This window comes from Streptomyces flaveus (assembly GCF_014647675.1).
Lineage (GTDB): Bacteria > Actinomycetota > Actinomycetes > Streptomycetales > Streptomycetaceae > Streptomyces > Streptomyces flaveus.
Genome location: NZ_BMPQ01000045.1, coordinates 20,362 through 38,204, shown reverse-complemented (window position 1 = coordinate 38,204; position 17,843 = coordinate 20,362). Strand labels below are relative to the sequence as shown.

Here is a 17,843-nt window from a genome sequence, read left to right as displayed (position 1 = left end):
GTCCGAGCAGGATACGACGCAGGATGGTGATCCGCGCGCCCCTCCCTGGAAAGCGATTGCGCCGGATGAGTGGGAAGAGTGACCGCCACTGTGCCCCGTGTCGGTCCGTGTGCGGAGCGTGGCCGGAAGCGGCCTCCCTCGGGCGCTGATACCCTGGTAGCCCGTGGACCGGTGGGCGCCCCCGAAGCAGAAACCGACGCGAGGGGTCCCCCGAACCGCAGCGACGGCACCTCCCGAAACGCCCGGGTCAGGCAGCCGGCCCGCACTCCGAACCGCGACCACGGGAGCCCCGTCTTGGCCATGCCCTCCAAATCCTCGACGACCAAGCACATCTTCGTCACCGGGGGTGTCGCCTCCTCCCTCGGCAAGGGCCTGACCGCGTCCAGCCTGGGCGCACTGCTCAAGGCGAGGGGGCTGCGGGTCACGATGCAGAAGCTCGACCCGTATCTGAACGTCGACCCGGGCACCATGAACCCGTTCCAGCACGGTGAGGTGTTCGTCACCAATGACGGCGCCGAGACGGACCTGGACATCGGTCACTACGAGCGTTTCCTGGACGTGGACCTGGACGGCTCCGCCAACATCACCACCGGCCAGGTGTACTCGACGGTGATCGCCAAGGAACGGCGTGGCGAGTACCTCGGCGACACCGTGCAGGTCATCCCGCACATCACCAACGAGATCAAGCACCGTATCCGGCGCATGGCCACGGACGACGTGGACGTGGTGATCACGGAGGTGGGCGGCACGGTCGGCGACATCGAGTCGCTGCCGTTCCTGGAGACCGTCCGTCAGGTCCGTCACGAGGTCGGCCGCGACAATGTGTTCGTCGTCCACATCTCGCTCCTTCCCTACATCGGACCGTCGGGGGAGTTGAAGACGAAGCCGACGCAGCATTCGGTTGCGGCTCTGCGCAACATCGGTATTCAGCCAGATGCGATCGTGCTGCGCGCCGACCGCGATGTGCCGACCGCGATCAAGCGCAAGATCTCGCTGATGTGCGACGTCGACGAGGCGGCCGTGGTCGCCGCCATCGACGCCAAGTCGATCTACGACATCCCCAAGGTCCTGCACACCGAGGGCCTGGACGCCTACGTCGTCCGCAAGCTGGACCTCGCTTTCCGCGACGTGGACTGGACGGTCTGGGACGACCTGCTCGACCGGGTCCACAACCCGCAGCACGAGATCAACCTCGCGCTCGTCGGCAAGTACATCGACCTGCCCGACGCATACCTTTCGGTCACCGAGGCGCTGCGCGCGGGCGGGTTCGCCAACAAGGCGCGCGTGAAGATCAAGTGGGTCACCTCGGACGACTGCAAGACCCCGGCGGGTGCCGCCCAGCAGCTCGCCGACGTCGACGCGATCTGCATCCCCGGCGGCTTCGGCGACCGCGGCGTCTCCGGCAAGGTCGGCGCCATCCAGTACGCCCGCGAGAACAAGATCCCGCTGCTCGGCCTGTGTCTCGGTCTGCAGTGCATCGTGATCGAGGCCGCGCGCAATCTCGCCGACATCGCGGACGCCAACTCCACGGAGTTCGACGCCGCCACCGGTCACCCCGTCATCTCCACCATGGCCGAGCAGCTCGACATCGTCGCCGGCGAGGGCGACATGGGCGGCACGATGCGGCTGGGCATGTACCCGGCCAAGCTCGCCGAGGGCTCGGTCGTGCGCGAGGTGTACGGCGGCAAGGAGTACGTCGAGGAGCGCCACCGTCACCGCTACGAGGTGAACAACTCCTACCGCACCGAGCTGGAGAAGAAGGCCGGTCTGCTGTTCTCCGGCACGTCCCCGGACGGCAAGCTCGTGGAGTACCTGGAGTACCCGCGCGACATCCACCCCTACCTGGTCGCGACCCAGGCGCACCCCGAGCTGCGCTCGCGCCCGACGCGTCCGCATCCGCTGTTCGCGGGCCTGGTGAAGGCCGCTGTGGAGCGGAAGACGGCCAAGTAACACGAGGTTGTACGGTTGCCGGGGTGCGGGTCCTTTGGGACGCGTGCCCCGGTTTCTGTGGACGTGGGAGGACAAGTCGACATGACCATCAAGGACACCGCCGAGGAGTGGCAGGTCAGGGCGACCGAGACTCCGTTCACGGGGAACAAGACCTCCGTGCGCACGGACGACGTGGTCATGCCCGACGGGACGGTCGTCCGCCGCGACTACCAGGTCCACCCCGGTTCGGTGGCGGTCCTCGCCCTCGACGACCTGGGCCGCGTCCTGGTCATCCGCCAGTACCGGCACCCCGTACGCCAGAAGCTGTGGGAGATCCCGGCCGGTCTGCTCGACATCCCCGGCGAGAACCCGCTGCACGCCGCCCAGCGCGAGCTCTACGAAGAGGCCCACGTCAAGGCCGAGGACTGGCGGGTGCTCACCGACGTGTACACAACGCCGGGCGGCTGCGACGAGGCCGTACGGATCTTCCTCGCCCGGGATCTGTCCGAGGCCGAGGGCCAGCGCTTCGAGGTCGAGGACGAAGAGGCCGACATGGAGCTCTCACGGGTCCCCGTCGAGGAACTCGTCCGCGGTGTGCTCGCCGGTGAGCTGCACAACAACTGCCTTGTCGTGGGCGTCCTTTCGCTGGTCGCGGCCCAGAACGGCGAGGGTCTCGACGCGCTGCGCCCGGCCGAGGCGCCGTGGCCCGCGCGGCCCTTCGAGGTGTGACCCTCGCCCGGTCGCGAGGCCGGACACGCACAGTCCTGTCGCCGGTGTGACGATCACCTGATCCGATCTAGGGATGTGCCCGCCGTGCCGGGCGGCGTGGGGGCGTGCCTCACCTCCTCGAGGCCGCTTAGGCTCTGGAAACGCCCCGTCCGGAGTCCCGGCGGGCTTGCGCGTGTGGTGGGACGGGAGTGTGGCCCGTGACGGATCAGGCGGTGGACACCGAGGGCACGAAGGTGTCGGCCGAGGAGCAGCGCCCGGCCGCCGGGGCCTCCTCCACTCCCGGCTTCGCCCGAGCGGGGGGATCCCCATCCATGAAGGGTCGGTTCCTCGGCCGTACAAGAGAGTTGAAGGAACTCCGCGCTGACATCGAGCGTGCGGGCCTGGACACCCTCGCGGGCCGGAAAGCACCACGCGCGCGCGTGCTGCTCATCGCGGGCAAGCCCGGCTTCGGCCGCACCGCGCTCGCCGAAGAACTCGTACGGCAGGTCGCGGACGATTACCCGGACGGCACGCTACGAGCCCGCCTCACCGAACCCGACGGCACGCCCGTACCCACCGAGCGCACCGCCCGCGACCTGCTCGCCGCCCTGGAACTGACCGCCCCGCCCGGAGCCGCCGAGGACGACCTCGTCGAGGCGCTGCGCGAGGCCCTCGCCACCCGCCGGGCACTGCTCCTGCTCGACGACGCGGCGGACGCGGAACAGGTCGACGCGCTTCTCCCCGACACCCCGGAGTGCCTGGTCGTCGCCGTCTCCGACGGACCCCTGACCGGGATCTCCGACGTCCGCCCCTGCACCCTCGGCGGCCTGGACACCAAGTCCGCCGTCGAACTCCTGGGCCGGTACACCGGTTCGGTGCGCATCACCGTCGATCCGCGCGCCGCCGAGGGGCTCGTCGAGCTCTGCGCCGCCCAGCCCGCCGCACTCGTGCTCGCCGGCGGCTGGCTGGCCCGCCGGCCCAAGGCGGCCCTCGCCGACCTCGCCAAGCAGCTGTGCACCGAGGGTGACGAGGGCCTGGGCCCGGTACTCGACCGCGTCTTCCACCTCGTGTACGCCGAACTGTCCCCGGCCCGCGCACAGATGCTCCGCCTGTTCTCCCTCGCCCCCGCGGGCCTCGTCGACCCGCACACCGCGTCCGCGCTGGTCGGCTGCTCGGTGGTCGCCGCCGAGTCCGCCCTCGACGACTTCGCCGGGCTCGGCCTCCTGCGGCGCGTCGAGTCACCGCTCGCGCAGTACGAGGTGCCCGGCTGTCTGCTGCCGCTGCTGCGCTCGCTCACCGAGAGCGAGGACCGGCCGGCCGAGCTGCAGCTGGCCCGCGCCCGGATGCTGGAGCGGACCGTGCGGCTGCTGGTCTCCTGCCGCGCGATCACCGAGACCGACAGCTCGCCCGCCCGCGAGAAGCTCGCCGGGATGCCCAGCACCCTGCGCTTCAAGAACCCCCGCGCGGCGGCCGACTGGCTGCGCATCCGGCAGCCCGCGCTGCTGGCCTCCGCCCGGCTCGCGGCCGCCGACGGGGAGCTGGACACCCTCGCGCGCCGCCTGATGACCGCGCTGGTGCGGGCGATGGCCGCGCACTTCGGTACGCGGGCGATGGCGCCCGAGCTGTACGGCATCCACCGGCTCGTCCTCGATGTCGCCGAGCGGCGGAAGCTGCCCCGCGAGAAGGCCGCCGCGCTGCTGAACCTCGCGGACCTGGACGCCCGGACCGGCCGTATCCGTGAGGCGCTCGCCCGCTACCGCGCCGCTCTGGATGCCGGACGGGAGGCGAACGAGCCGTATGCGACCGGCCGCGCGATGGAATCCGTAGGCGGGGCGCATCAGGAGCTGGGGGACTGGGACCGGGCCGCCGACTGGTACGGGCGGGCGCTCGCGCAGCGGCTCGCGCGCGACGAGCGCGTGGACGCGGCCCGGCTGCACGGCCGTATCGCCACCGTGCACACCTTCGCGGGCCGCTACGACGAGGCGCTGCGCAGCTGGCGCTCGGCGGTCACCGGCCATCGCAGGAACGGTGATGTGGCAGGCGTGGCAAGGGCGTTGAGCGAGCTGGCGCGGGTGCAGGAGTACTCCGGCCTGTCCGAGGAGTCGCTGCACACCTGCCAGGAGGCGATCGAGTGGGCGCGCCGCGCCGAGGACGTACGACTGCGGGCCGCTCTGCAGCTCCGGCTCGCCGACACCCTGGACCGGCTCGGCGACCCGGTGGCCGCCCGGCTGCACCGTGACGCGGCCGAGCGCATGCTGGGGGACGAGCTCCCGGAGGACCTGTCCGCCAGGGAACATGACGCTAACGCCTACGAAATCCGTAGTACATCCGCAGAAGATTGAAGCATTGAAAGGCTAGACACGGGGAATCCCTTCATTAGACTGGCTCCGCCGCATTCTTTCGCGGTGTCTGCCGGTGCGCTCCCGTGCATCCGGATATGTCTGGCATCGTCCGGGCAGGCGTCACCCCACAACCCCCTGAGCCAAGGACCGTGATCGACGTGAAGGTCGGCATCCCCCGCGAGGTCAAGAACAACGAGTTCCGGGTGGCCATCACCCCCGCCGGAGTGCATGAGCTGGTGCGCCACGGCCACCAGGTCGTCATCGAGCAGGGTGCCGGTGTCGGCTCCTCGATCACGGACGACGAGTTCGTCGCCGCCGGTGCGCAGATCCTCGGCACCGCGGACGAGGTGTGGGCCTCCGCCGACCTGCTGCTGAAGGTCAAGGAGCCGATCGCCGAGGAGTACCACCGCCTCCGCAAGGACCAGATCCTCTTCACCTACCTGCACCTGGCCGCGTCCAAGGAGTGCACGGACGCGCTCCTGGAGTCCGGCACCACGGCGATCGCGTACGAAACGGTCGAGCTGCCCAGCCGCGCGCTGCCGCTGCTCGCCCCGATGTCCGAGGTCGCGGGCCGCCTGGCCCCGCAGGTCGGCGCCTACCACCTGATGCGCGCCAACGGCGGCCGCGGGGTGCTGCCCGGCGGTGTTCCGGGCGTGCTGGCCGGGCGTGCCGTCGTCATCGGCGGCGGTGTCTCCGGCTGGAACGCCGCGCAGATCGCCATCGGCATGGGCTTCCACGTGACCCTGCTCGACAAGGACATCAACAAGCTCAAGGAAGCGGACAAGATCTTCGGCACGAAGATCCAGACCGTCGTCTCCAACGCCTTCGAGCTCGAGAAGGCCTGCCTGGAGGCCGACCTCGTCATCGGTGCCGTCCTCATCCCGGGCGCCAAGGCGCCGAAGCTGGTCACCAACGAGCTCGTGTCCCGGATGAAGCCGGGAAGTGTCCTTGTCGACATCGCGATTGATCAAGGCGGTTGCTTCGAGGATTCGCGTCCGACGACACACGCCGAGCCGACTTTCCCGGTTCACGGCTCGGTCTTCTACTGCGTCGCCAACATGCCCGGCGCGGTGCCCAACACCTCCACGTACGCGCTCACCAACGCCACGCTCCCGTACATCGTGGAGCTCGCGAACCGCGGCTGGGTCGAGGCGCTGCGCCGCGATGCCGCGCTGGCCAAGGGCCTCAACGCGCATGAAGGCAAAGTGATTTACCGCGAGGTCGCGGAGGCTCACGGCCTGGAGCACGTGGAGCTGGAGACACTGCTCGGCTGACCCGCGCCGGCCCATCTCTCCACCGACAAAAGGCGATACGTCAACACGAGTCGTCAACGGCGTACACCCGGCCGGACCTTGGGGAACCAGGTCCGGCCACCTGTGTGTCGAGACCCTTTGCGAGACTCGTTCAACTCGTCTCGAACGTAACCCTTCGACCGTTTCGCACACCCGCGAAACCTGCCGTGCGACGCCCTTACGCCCTTGACAGAGGGGTGTTCCGTTGCCGACACATCGGGCCGGGTCCGGCGGATTGTGTTGCTGCGGACCGGTGACACGCCATAGAGTCGCCAACCGTCGGCATGGTGCCACGCTGACCTATCTAGAAGTTTCCTGGTCACCAAGGAGGTAAGACGACTTGTGAATGAGTCGACATTTACTCCCGGGGGTGGTCAACCAGGAATGCCTGCGCAGGGCCCGAGGCCCACGGGGCTCGAGGCTGTCGGCTCCGTAGCTGTGCGCACCTTCGCAGCCCACCAAAGTCCGCACAGTCCGCATAGGGCACAGACAGTCCACCAGAGCATGGATGGCCATCACGTGAACGCCATGGCCGGCAACGGAAGTGGCGAGAATCGCACCCACTTCGCCGACTACGACGACCTGCCCGAAGGGCACTTCTACGACCCCGACGCCGAGTACGAGCCCGATCCGGAGTACGCGGCCACGCTCGCGCCCGACGCGGCCCGGCAGCGTCGTGAACGCATCGGCCCGACCGGGCGCCCGCTGCCGTACTTCCCGATCCCGGGCCCGCTGACCGACCACGGCCCCGCGAAGATCATCGCGATGTGCAACCAGAAGGGCGGCGTCGGCAAGACGACGTCGACCATCAACCTGGGGGCCGCGCTCGCGGAGTACGGACGACGGGTCCTGCTGGTCGACTTCGACCCGCAGGGCGCGCTCTCGGTCGGCCTCGGTGTCAACCCGATGGAGCTCGATCTCACCGTCTACAACCTGCTCATGGAGCGGGGCATGGCGGCCGACGAGGTCCTCCTGAAGACCGCGGTCCCGAACATGGACCTGCTGCCCAGCAACATCGACCTGTCGGCCGCCGAGGTCCAGCTGGTGAGCGAGGTCGCGCGCGAGTCCACGCTGCAGCGCGCCCTGAAGCCGCTCATGGCCGACTACGACTACATCGTCATCGACTGCCAGCCCTCGCTCGGCCTGCTCACCGTGAACGCCCTCACGGCCGCCCACAAGGTGATCGTGCCGCTGGAATGCGAGTTCTTCGCGTTGCGTGGTGTCGCGCTGCTCACCGAGACCATCGAGAAGGTCCAGGAGCGGCTCAACCCCGAGCTGGAGCTCGACGGGATCCTCGCCACGATGTACGACTCGCGCACGGTGCACAGCCGCGAGGTGCTCGCCCGTGTCGTCGAAGCCTTCGACGATCACGTCTACCACACGGTCATCGGGCGCACGGTCCGCTTCCCGGAGACCACGGTCGCCGGTGAACCGATCACCACGTACGCCTCCAACTCCGTCGGTGCCGCCGCCTATCGTCAGCTCGCCAGGGAGGTGCTCGCCCGGTGTCACGCCGAGTGAGTCTGCCGGGGGCCGACGAACTGTTCCGTACGACAGGGGGAATGGCGCTCCAGTCGTCCAGTCCCAGGCGCCAGGCCAACGGCCAGTCCAACGGTGAGGCCCGGGTGCCGGCTCCTGCGGGCGAAGGCGATACGGCTGCCTCCGGGTCGGGGTCCGGATCCGGGTCCGCGGAGGACGCGCCGCAGGCCGTGCCCGCACAGGGCGGGGACGGTGACGGGGCCGAGCATGTGGCCGCGGACTCCGAGTCCGCCGATGCCGGGGAGTCCCGCACCCGTGCCGCCGGGGCCGAGCGCTCCGGGCGACGGCAGGGACCGCAGGAAGGTTCTGCCGCCGCCGCTCAGACACGTAAGCGCGGGCGGGCCGCCGCGCGGCGGCCCAGTGGGCGGGAGCGGCACGACGAGAAGATCACCGTGTACGTGTCCGCCGAGGAGCTCATGGACCTCGAGCACGCTCGGCTGGTGCTCCGTGGGGAGCACGGGCTCGCGGTGGATCGCGGGCGGATCGTGCGTGAGGCCGTCGCCGTGGTGCTCGCGGACCTTGAGTCGCGGGGGGACGCCAGCATTCTTGTCCGTCGGCTCCGGGGGCGGTAAGCGGTAGCCTGCGACGGCTATGACCTCGTACGACGGCTCCGTCCCCGCATCCGGCTCCGCCGGTCGTCGGCGTGCGCTGGGGCGGGGGCCGCTGCCTCCGGCGGAGGTTGGGGAGTCCGCGCCTCCGGAGGCGGTGGAGGCGCCTGCGCCTCCGGTGGAGATTGAGCCGCCTGCGGCGGAGCCGGACCCACCTACGGCGGAAGCCGTTTCGCCTTCGGCGGAGAGCGAGTCGCTGGTCGAGGACGGTTCTTCGACTGCGGACCGTGGGGCGTTGGGCTCACCCTCCCCCACTCTCGACTCCGTTCGAGCGGGGGGACCCCCATCGCCCCGCCGAACGACTGCCCACAACGCCGGCGAACCGGCCGCCGTGGAACCCGCAGCGTCTGCTGGGCCCGCCGATCCCGGCGCGCCCCGCGAAGTCGCCGAACCCGATGACGGGACCTTCAAAGTTCGGCTGGCCAACTTTGAAGGTCCTTTTGATCTGCTGCTTCAGTTGATCTCGAAGCACAAGCTGGATGTGACCGAGGTGGCGCTTTCCAAGGTCACCGATGAGTTCATGGCGCATATCCGGGCGATGGGGCCGGACTGGGATCTCGATGAGACGACCGAGTTTCTCGTCGTCGCCGCCACCCTGCTCGATCTCAAGGCCGCTCGGCTGTTGCCGTCCGCCGAGGTGGAGGACGAGGGGGATCTGGCTCTGCTGGAGGCGCGGGATCTGCTGTTCGCGAGGCTCTTGCAGTACCGCGCGTACAAACAGATCGCCGAGATCTTCAGCCGGCGACTCGAGGAAGAGGCCCGTCGGTATCCCCGCACCGTCGGACTGGAGCCACATCACGCCGAGTTGTTGCCCGAGGTCGTCATCAGCATCGGGGCGGAGGGGTTCGCGAAGCTCGCCGTGAAGGCGATGCAGCCCAAGCCCAAGCCGCAGGTGTACGTCGATCACATCCACGCCCCGCTGGTGAGCGTGCAGGAGCAGGCCGGGATTGTCGTGGCACGGCTGAGAGAGCTCGGGGAGGCCACCTTCCAGGCACTCGTCGAGGACACGGACGACACGCTGACCGTCGTGGCCCGGTTCCTCGCCCTGCTGGAGCTCTACCGGGAGAAGGCCGTCGCGCTCGACCAGGAGGAGGCGCTGGGGGAGTTGCTGGTGCGCTGGACGGGCGGGGACAGCGAGGAGGAGCCGAGGGTGACGGACGAGTTCGACAGGCCCCCGGAGCCGGCCCAGGACGAAGCCAAGGAGGAGAAGGCGTGACCGAGAACACCACCGAGGCCCCGGCAGGGCTGCGTACCGTCGCGGATCTCGACCTCAGGCCCGCCTTGGAGGCCGTACTCATGGTCGTGGACGAACCCGCGACCGTGGAGCACCTCGCGAAGATCCTGGAGCGGCCCCGGCGGCAGATCGCGGACGCGCTGCGCGCGCTGGCCGACGAGTACACCGTGCAGGGCCGTGGCTTCGAGCTGCGGCTTGTCGCGGGCGGCTGGCGGTTCTACAGCCGGCCCGAGTACGCGGCGGCCGTCGAACGGTTCGTACTGGACGGGCAGCAGGCGCGGCTCACACAGGCCGCCCTGGAGACGCTGGCGGTCGTGGCGTACCGGCAGCCGGTCAGCCGTTCCCGTGTCTCGGCCGTACGAGGAGTGAACTGCGACGGTGTGATGCGCACCCTCCTGCAGCGCGGTCTGGTCGAAGAGGCGGGCGCGGAACCCGAAACAGGTGCGATCCTGTACAGGACGACGAACTACTTCCTGGAGCGGATGGGCCTGCGCGGCCTGGACGAGCTTCCGGAGCTCGCGCCCTTCCTCCCCGAGGCGGAGGCGATCGAGGCCGAGACACAGGAAGGCGTACCGTCGTTCGATCCGGATGCACCGGACCCCGATGACGACACGACGACGGAACTTTGATGCGAAGCAGCGGCAGCGGCAAGAGCGGCGGGCGCGGTAACTACCGCGGCGCCGGCAACAGCAGGGACCAGAAGCAGGGGCAGGAGCAGGGCCGCCCCCGCAAGCCCCGCCCCGAGGAGCGCCGCTACGACGTGGGCCCTGACGCCACCAAGGAAGGCCCCAAGTCCGGGCGTGGCAGCTCCGCGCGCGGCGGGGCCAAGGGCGCTCCGAAGAAGGGCCAGCAGGGCGGCGGGCGCGGCCGTACGGCCCCCGGGCGCTCTCGCGAGTTCGAGACGCGGACCGAGGAGCGCAATCGCGACCGGTACGCGGAGAAGAAGGACGTCAAGCCCCCGAAGACCTTCCCGGGCGCCGAGCAGGAGGGCGAGCGGCTGCAGAAGGTGCTCGCGCGTGCGGGATACGGTTCGCGGCGCGCCTGTGAGGAACTGGTCGATCAGGCCCGCGTCGAGGTCAACGGCGAGATCGTCCTCGAACAGGGGCTGCGCGTCGACCCGGAGAAGGACGAGATCAAGGTCGACGGGCTGACGGTCGCCACACAGGCGTACCAGTTCTTCGCGCTGAACAAGCCCGCCGGTGTCGTCTCGACGATGGAGGACCCGGAGGGGCGCCAGTGCCTCGGGGACTACGTCACCAACCGTGAGACGCGGCTCTTCCACGTGGGACGGCTCGACACCGAGACCGAGGGCATCATCCTGCTCACCAACCACGGCGAACTGTCCAACCGGCTGACCCACCCCAAGTACGGCGTCAAGAAGACCTACCTCGCGCACATCGTGGGCCCGATCCCGCGCGACCTGGGCAAGCAGCTCAAGGACGGCATCCAGCTGGAGGACGGGTACGCGCGCGCGGACCACTTCCGCGTCGTCCAGCAGACCGGCAAGAACTACCTCGTAGAGGTCACTCTCCACGAGGGCCGCAAGCACATCGTGCGGCGCATGCTCGCCGAGGTCGGCTTCCCGGTCGACAAGCTGGTGCGCGTCGCCTTCGGGCCGATCACGCTCGGCGACCAGAAGTCGGGCTGGCTGCGCCGGCTGTCCAACACGGAGGTCGGGATGCTGATGCAGGAGGTCGACCTCTAGGCCGCCGTACTCGCCACGCTCGACGGCCGGTTCCGGAATTCGTCCGGAGCCGGCCGATGCGTTTTGGCCGCTCCTCCGGTCTGTACCCGTGACGGAAGGGAGCGGCCATGGCTGTGACGACGGATCGCGACGAGTTCGTACGGCTTACGGGGATGTACCGGCGCGAGCTGCTGGCGCACTGCTACCGGATGCTCGGGTCGGTCGACGACGCCGAGGACCTGGTGCAGGAGACGTATCTGCGGGCCTGGCGGTCGTACGACGGATACGAGGGCCGCGCCTCCTTGCGGACCTGGCTCTACCGGATCGCCACCAATACGTGTCTGACGGCGCTGGAGGGACGCGAACGGCGTCCGCTGCCCACCGGGCTCGGCGGGCCGTCAGACGCGCCCGAGGAGCCGCCGAGGACCCCTCCGACGGACATCCCGTGGCTCCAGCCGGTACCCGACACGCTCGTCGACCCGGCGGCCGTCGTCGCGGCGCGCGGCAGCCTGCGGCTCGCACTCGTCGCGGCACTGCAGAATCTGCCCGCGCGGCAGCGGACCGTGCTCATCCTCAGGGACGTGCTGGCCTGGCGGGCGCAGGAGGTGGCCGCCCTGCTCGGGACCACCACGGCGGCGGTGAAAAGCAGCCTCCAACGCGCGCGTGCCCGGCTCGACGAAGTGGCGCCGGACGAGGACCTGCTGGCGGAGCCGGACAGCACGGGCGACCGCGACCTGCTCGACCGATATGTGGCCGCCTTCGAGCACGCCGACATGGACGCGCTGCTCGGGCTGCTCCAGGAAGGCGTCGAGCTGGAGATGCCGCCCTACCTGGAGTGGTTCAGCGGGAGGAAGGACGTCATGCGGTTCCTGGAGGCGCTCGAGCACGAGAAGGGAGATCTGCGGATGATCCCCACGCGGGCGAACGGGCAGCCGGCCGTGGTGGCGTACATACGTGGTGCCGATGGGGTGCACCGGGCGCACTCGGTGCAGGTGCTCACCCTCGAGGGATCTGTCGAGGACCGGGAGGTCGCGCGGATCACCGTCTTCCTGGATCCGGAGCTGGCCGGGCGCTTCGGGATGCCGGAGGTGCTGTCATGCTGTGCTTTCCCGGGTGACAACCCCCGGACCCCCGGCCGACCTGAATGCGGGCCTCAGCCGACGAAGCAGGGGGAGCTTCGATGAACTCGGGGGAGCTGCTCGAGCGTTCGCTCGCGTACGCCCTGGGGAGCGTCGCCACCGTGCCACCCGGGAGTCTGCGGCGGGCCACGCCGTGCGCGCGGTGGAACCTGGGGGAGTTGCTCGGCCATCTCGACGACGCGCTAGACGCGCTGCACGAGGGGCTGACGGGCGGGCGGATCGGGCTCTTCCCGGCGGCGGAGGGCCGCGCGGACCCCGCGTGCGACTTCCGGCGGCGTGCCTGTGCGCTGCTCGGCGCCTGGGTGGCCCTGCCCGGGGAGGGGCGCTCCGTGACCGTGGGGGACCGCCCGCTGGACGTCCGCGTGATGGCCGCCACCGGCGCCGTAGAGATCGCCGTGCACGGCTGGGACGTGGCGCAGGCCTGCGGGCGGCCGCGGCCGATTCCGTCCGGGCTCGCGGCCGAACTGCTGTCCGTCGCGCAGTGCGTGGTCGGGGACGAGGACCGGGGAGTGCGCTTCGCCGAGCCGGTCGGCGTGCTGTCCCGGGCCGACGCCTCCGACCGGCTCGTCGCGTTCCTCGGGCGCGATTCCTTTTCCGGGCGGGGCTGGTCTGCCTTCCGTGAGTGACTCTCACGGAAGGGCTTATCCCTCATGGCTGACATCGACATCGCGGAAACTCTGCTCGCCCCCGCTCGCAAGGCACCGCCACCCACCGCGCCCCCGCGGCGCGTCTGGACGGTGGTCCTTGCCGGGCTGGGGGCGCTCCTGTGCGCGCTGGACGTGGTGGTCGTCGCCACCGCGCTGCCCGCGCTGCAGGCCGACTTCGGAGCGAGCCTGTCCCAGCTGGAGTGGACGATCAATGCGTACAACCTCGTCTTCGCCTGCCTGACCCTCACCGGTGCGGCGCTCGGCGACCGGTTCGGGCGGCGGCGGATGTACGTCGTCGGGCTCGCCGTCTTCACACTGGCCTCCGCGTGGGCCGCGCTCGCCGGTGGCGCCGGTGAACTCATCGCGGCACGTGCCGTCCAGGGCGCGGGAGCGGCCGTACTCCTGCCTCTCACGCTGACCCTGATCAGCGAGGCGTTCCCGGCCGAGAAGCGGGGCGTGGCGATCGGTCTGTGGGGCGGGGTGAGCGGACTCGGGGTGGCCGCCGGGCCGGTCCTTGGCGGAGCTGTCACGGATGGTCTGTCCTGGCAGTGGATCTTCTGGCTGAACGTGCCCCTGGGGCTTGTGATGCTTCCGCTCGCCGCGATGAAGCTGCGCGAGAGCTACGGTCCGCGGCCCCAACTCGACATCGTGGGGCTGGTGTTGGCGGCCGTGGGCCTGACCGGGCTCGCCTGGGCGCCGGTGCGGGCGCCGGAGGCCGGCTGGGGGAGTGCCGAGGTGCTGGTCGCCCTGGCCGCCGGGGTCGTGTTCGTGGCGGCCTTCCTCGGCTGGGAGCGGTCGGGGGCGAAGTACCCGATGCTGCCGCTCGCGCACTTCCGGCGGCGCGGCTTCTCCACCGCCAACGGTGCGGTCTTCCTGATGTTCATGTCGCTGCTCGGCGCGCTGTTCATGATCTCTCAGCTCTTCCAGGTGGGCCTGGGCAACTCCCCGTTGGAGGCGGGCCTGCGGATCCTGGTGTGGACCGGTACGCCGCTGCTCGTCGCGCCGGTCGCGGGTGCGCTCGCGGACCGGTTCGGGAACCGGCCCTTCATGCTGACGGGCCTTGTTCTCCAGGCGGTGGGGCTCGGGCTGATGGCCTGGCAGGTGGAGCCCGGGGTCGGCTACGACCGCCTGGTCGTGCCGCTGATCATCGCCGGAGTCGGCATCTCCATGGTCTTCCCCACCGTCGCGAACGCCGTGAGCTCGTCGGTGCCGCCCGCTGAGGTGGGCGTCGCGTCGGGCGTCAACAACGCGCTGCGCGAGCTGGGCGGCGTCTTCGGAGTCGCCGTCGCCGCGGCCGTGTTCGTCCAGTACGGGGGCTACGACTCGGCGGAGAGCTTCATCGACGGATGCGCCCCCGCGCTGTGGGTCTCGGCGGCGGTCTCGGCCGCCGGGGCGGTGGTGGCGTCGTTCGCGCCGTCCAAGCACGGGAGTTGACGTCCAAGGACGGGAGTTGAGGGGTTGCCACAGCCCGCCCGCCTCTTTATAGTCTGAGTGACTATTAAGGAGGTGGGTGGGCGTGACCACAGCAAAGGGCAACGCACCCGAAGCCCCCGAGGGGTACGACAAGCACGCCTTCGAGCCCTTCGCCGTCACTGTCGATCTCGCGGTGTTCACGGTCCGGGCGGCCGTACTCCAAGTGCTGCTGATCGAGCGCGGGCGGGAGCCGTACGCGGGCTGCTGGGCACTGCCCGGCGGTTTCGTCCTGCCCGACGAGTCCGCGGAGACGGCCGCCCGGCGCGAACTCGCCGAGGAGACCGGTCTGTCGGACGTCACCGGACTGCATCTGGAGCAGCTGCGGACGTACAGCGAGCCGGACCGCGATCCCCGGATGCGGGTCGTCTCCGTCGCGTACGCGGCGCTGCTGCCCGACGCTCCGGAGCCGCACGGCGGCTCAGACGCGGCACGCGCCCAGTGGCTGCCGTACGACGGGCTCGGACCGCTCGCCTTCGACCACGACCGGATCCTCGCCGACGCCCACGAACGGGTCGGCGCCAAGCTCGAGTACACCTGTCTCGCCACGGCCTTCTGCCCGCCCGAGTTCACGCTCGGGGAGCTTCAGCAGGTCTACGAGACGGTGTGGGGGACGGTCCTGGACCGGCCCAACTTCCGGCGCAAGGTCCTGGCCACGCCCGGCTTCGTCGAACTGATCCCCGGCGCCGCGCGCCTGACCGGCGGGCGGGGCAAGCCGGCGGCGCTGTACCGGGCGGGCAGCGCCACCACCCTCCACCCGCCCCTGCTCCGACCGTCTCCGTCCTGGGAAGGACCATCCTCATGACCACCACCGTCAGGAAGCGTGCTGCCACAGGGGCGTTGATCGGGCTGGCCCTCGGGGACGCGCTCGGCTTTCCGACCGAATTCAACGACGTACCGTCGATCCTCGCCAAGTTCGGGCCGTGGCGGGAGATGGGGCTGCCGACACCGGCGATCGTCACGGACGACACACAGATGACGCTGGCGTTGGGGTGGGGGCTGCGGACGGCCATGGACCGGGGGGTGCTCGCGCCCAAGAGGATGGAACGGCCCGTGCGCGAGGAGTTCGTGGACTGGTTCCAGTCGCCGGAGAACAACCGGGCGCCTGGCCGTACATGTCTGGTGGCCTGCGAGAAGCTGAAGCGCCCGGACCGGCCCTGGCAGGACGCCAGCCAGATCCACTCCAAGGGCTGCGGCGCCAACATGCGCGTCGCGCCCATCGGGCTGATCCCCGGCCTGAGCGACGAACAACGCGCCGGGGCCGCCCAGTTGCAGGCCGCACTCACACACGGCCACCCCACGGCGCTGGCCGCGTCCGACCTCACCGCGCATGCCGTACGCCTCCTCGCACAGGGCACCGAGCCGACCGGCCTCGTCGGACTGCTGCGCTCGTACGCGTACGAGAACCGCTCCCGCTACCACGACAACTGGCTCGGCGACCTGTGGACGCGCAGCCAGGACCCGACGCCCGCGCACTTCATCGAGCGGGGCTGGGACGAGTGCCTGGAGATCCTGGACCGGCTTCAGAAAGCCGTGCGCTCACACTCACCCGAGACGGACCCGTGCCTGGCCACCGGCGAGGGCTGGATCGCCGAAGAGGCCCTCGCCACCGGCCTGCTCTGCTTCCTGCTCTTCCTCGACGAACCGCTCACGGCCCTGCGCCGAGCGGCCTGCACCTCGGGCGACTCCGACTCGATCGCCTGCCTGACGGGCGCGTTCGCCGGGGCGTACATCGGGGCCGACGCCTGGCCCACGGAGTGGGCCGACAGGATCGAGTACCGGGGTGATCTCATGGCCCTGGGAGCGCTCTGGGACGCTTGATCGATGACCCACGACCTGGACATCGACCTTGCGCCCGTCGTGGCGGAACAGCCCGACCCCGTGCTCTTCGCCACTGTCTCCGGAGCGCATCTGTACGGTTTTCCGTCCCGCGACTCGGACGTCGACCTGCGCGGCGTCCACCTGCTGCCCACGGAAGCCCTCGTGGGGTTGCGCGAGCCGGAGGAGACCCGGTCGCGCATGTGGGAGCGGGACGGCGTGGAGATGGACCTGGTCACGCACGACCTGCGGAAGTTCGTGCGGCTGATGCTGCGCCGCAACGGCTATGTGCTGGAGCAGCTGCTCTCGCCGCTCGTCGTGCACACCACGGACGCCCACGCCGAACTCGTCGCGCTCGCGCCGGCCGCGCTCACCAGCCATCACGCGCACCACTACCGCGGGTTCGCCACGACGCAGTGGCGGCTCTTCGAGAAGACCAGTGAGCTGAAGCCGCTGCTCTACACGTTCCGGGTGCTGCTCACCGGCATCCACCTGATGCGGTCGGGCGAGGTGCAGGCCCATCTGCCCACGCTCATCGGTCAGCTCGGCGCCCCCGCGTATCTGCCGGACCTGATCGCCGCGAAGGTGGAGCGGGAGCACGGAGCTGCCGACGTCGCCCAGGCGCGCGTGCAGGACGATGTGGAGCGGCTGCACGTCGTGCTCGACGAGGCGCAGGCCGCTTCAGTGTTGCCGGACGCCCTCGCCGACACGACGTACGACGCTCTGCACCATCTGGTCGTCCGCGCCCGATTGCAGGGCTGAAGTGCGTCGGACGCGGATCAAGAAGTCCTCGACCCGGGCCCGGTCCGGCTCGGGCGGGAGCGGGGTGCGGGCGGCTGCCTCGTCCGTTTCCGTGGCGAGGCGGGCCATGCGGGACTCGATGGCCGGCCAGGGGATCTCGCCGCGTTTCACCGCGAGCAGGGGTTCCCGCTGGTCGCCGACGTCGAGGGCGAGGGTGCCCGTGCGGAGCAGGTCGCGGCAGCTCGTCAGGAGGCGCAGCAGGTGCATGGCGTGCTTCCAGCGGGGTGCGCCGTGGGTGCGGACGTCCGCTTCCAGTTTCTTGCGCTGGCCCAGTGCGTAGCGCGCGAAGGTGTCGTGCGCCTGGCGGGAGAGGAACGCCTTGCGCAGGGCGAGGAGTTCGCGGCCCGTGTCGTCCACGTGCGTGACGAGCGGGGAGTGCAGGCATTCCAGGATGTTCGGGTTGGCGCGCAGGGCCAGTGTGCAGAAGCGCTCCAGTTCCCAGCTGAACTGTTCGTCCGCGGGGCCGTCGACGTGCGTCGGCGGCTTCTCGAAGCGCCAGAAGAGCGGGGTGGGGGCCAGGAACACGCCCCGGACGTCTGTGTCGCTGGTGTCCGTGGCCAGGCCGAAGGCGCGGGAGCCCATGACGCAGGAGTAGATCGTGTGATCGCGGACCAGGTCCTCGGGGCTCATGC

The 17,843-nt window shown here is 70.2% G+C and carries 16 protein-coding genes; 15 read left to right on the top strand and 1 reads right to left on the bottom strand.

Features of this window, described 5'->3' with window-relative positions:
• Positions 1 to 300: 300 nt before the first annotated feature.
• The 15 genes from pyrG (at position 301) to IEZ21_RS43080 (ending at position 17,172) form a co-directional block, all read left to right on the top strand.
• Entirely contained in the window at positions 301 to 1,950 is a 1,650-nt protein-coding gene (gene pyrG / locus IEZ21_RS43150; RefSeq protein ID WP_189327269.1) for a CTP synthase, read from the top strand.
• 81 nt (positions 1,951 to 2,031) lie between these two features.
• Positions 2,032 to 2,658: an NUDIX domain-containing protein gene (locus tag IEZ21_RS43145; RefSeq protein ID WP_033324005.1), complete on the top strand. Its 627-nt coding sequence runs from the start codon at positions 2,032 to 2,034 to the stop codon at positions 2,656 to 2,658.
• 197 nt (positions 2,659 to 2,855) lie between these two features.
• A complete protein-coding gene (locus tag IEZ21_RS43140) occupies positions 2,856 to 4,979 on the top strand; it encodes a tetratricopeptide repeat protein (protein WP_189327268.1) in 2,124 nt (707 codons plus the stop codon).
• A 149-nt stretch (positions 4,980 to 5,128) separates the two neighbouring features.
• A complete protein-coding gene (gene ald, locus IEZ21_RS43135; protein ID WP_189327267.1) occupies positions 5,129 to 6,253 on the top strand; it encodes an alanine dehydrogenase in 1,125 nt (374 codons plus the stop codon).
• A gap of 402 nt (positions 6,254 to 6,655) precedes the next feature.
• Complete coding sequence (locus IEZ21_RS43130) at positions 6,656 to 7,792, top strand: ParA family protein (RefSeq protein WP_078492046.1); 1,137 nt, start codon at positions 6,656 to 6,658, stop codon at positions 7,790 to 7,792.
• Entirely contained in the window at positions 7,777 to 8,382 is a 606-nt protein-coding gene (locus IEZ21_RS43125) for a hypothetical protein (RefSeq protein WP_189327266.1), read from the top strand. Before IEZ21_RS43130 ends, IEZ21_RS43125 begins: the two co-directional genes overlap by 16 nt.
• A 19-nt stretch (positions 8,383 to 8,401) precedes the next feature.
• Positions 8,402 to 9,634 carry a segregation and condensation protein A gene (locus tag IEZ21_RS43120; protein ID WP_189327265.1) on the top strand — a complete coding sequence of 411 codons (1,233 nt, stop codon included), beginning with the start codon at positions 8,402 to 8,404 and terminating at the stop codon, positions 9,632 to 9,634.
• Positions 9,631 to 10,281: an SMC-Scp complex subunit ScpB gene (gene scpB, locus IEZ21_RS43115; RefSeq protein ID WP_033324012.1), complete on the top strand. Its 651-nt coding sequence runs from the start codon at positions 9,631 to 9,633 to the stop codon at positions 10,279 to 10,281. The genes IEZ21_RS43120 and scpB overlap by 4 nt, the downstream gene beginning before the upstream one ends.
• Positions 10,281 to 11,357: a pseudouridine synthase gene (locus IEZ21_RS43110; RefSeq protein ID WP_189327264.1), complete on the top strand. Its 1,077-nt coding sequence runs from the start codon at positions 10,281 to 10,283 to the stop codon at positions 11,355 to 11,357. Before scpB ends, IEZ21_RS43110 begins: the two co-directional genes overlap by 1 nt.
• 107 nt (positions 11,358 to 11,464) lie before the next feature.
• On the top strand, positions 11,465 to 12,520 hold the full coding sequence (locus IEZ21_RS43105) for a sigma-70 family RNA polymerase sigma factor (protein WP_189327263.1): 1,056 nt from the start codon (positions 11,465 to 11,467) through the stop codon (positions 12,518 to 12,520).
• A complete protein-coding gene (locus IEZ21_RS43100; protein ID WP_189327262.1) occupies positions 12,517 to 13,101 on the top strand; it encodes a TIGR03086 family metal-binding protein in 585 nt (194 codons plus the stop codon). Before IEZ21_RS43105 ends, IEZ21_RS43100 begins: the two co-directional genes overlap by 4 nt.
• Positions 13,102 to 13,125: 24 nt before the next feature.
• Entirely contained in the window at positions 13,126 to 14,556 is a 1,431-nt protein-coding gene (locus IEZ21_RS43095; RefSeq protein ID WP_189327261.1) for an MFS transporter, read from the top strand.
• 82 nt (positions 14,557 to 14,638) lie between these two features.
• Positions 14,639 to 15,397 (top strand): NUDIX hydrolase, encoded by a 759-nt coding sequence (locus IEZ21_RS43090; protein WP_189327260.1) that lies wholly within the window; start codon positions 14,639 to 14,641, stop codon positions 15,395 to 15,397.
• Entirely contained in the window at positions 15,394 to 16,413 is a 1,020-nt protein-coding gene (locus IEZ21_RS43085) for an ADP-ribosylglycohydrolase family protein (protein ID WP_189327259.1), read from the top strand. The genes IEZ21_RS43090 and IEZ21_RS43085 overlap by 4 nt, the downstream gene beginning before the upstream one ends.
• Positions 16,414 to 16,416: 3 nt before the next feature.
• Positions 16,417 to 17,172: a nucleotidyltransferase domain-containing protein gene (locus IEZ21_RS43080; RefSeq protein WP_189327258.1), complete on the top strand. Its 756-nt coding sequence runs from the start codon at positions 16,417 to 16,419 to the stop codon at positions 17,170 to 17,172.
• Here IEZ21_RS43080 and IEZ21_RS43075 read toward each other — a convergent pair.
• Positions 17,092 to 17,841 (bottom strand): nucleotidyltransferase domain-containing protein, encoded by a 750-nt coding sequence (locus IEZ21_RS43075; protein ID WP_189327257.1) that lies wholly within the window; start codon positions 17,839 to 17,841, stop codon positions 17,092 to 17,094. The two genes, IEZ21_RS43080 and IEZ21_RS43075, sit on opposite strands and share 81 nt — an antisense overlap.
• Between the last annotated feature and the right edge of the window lie 2 nt (positions 17,842 to 17,843).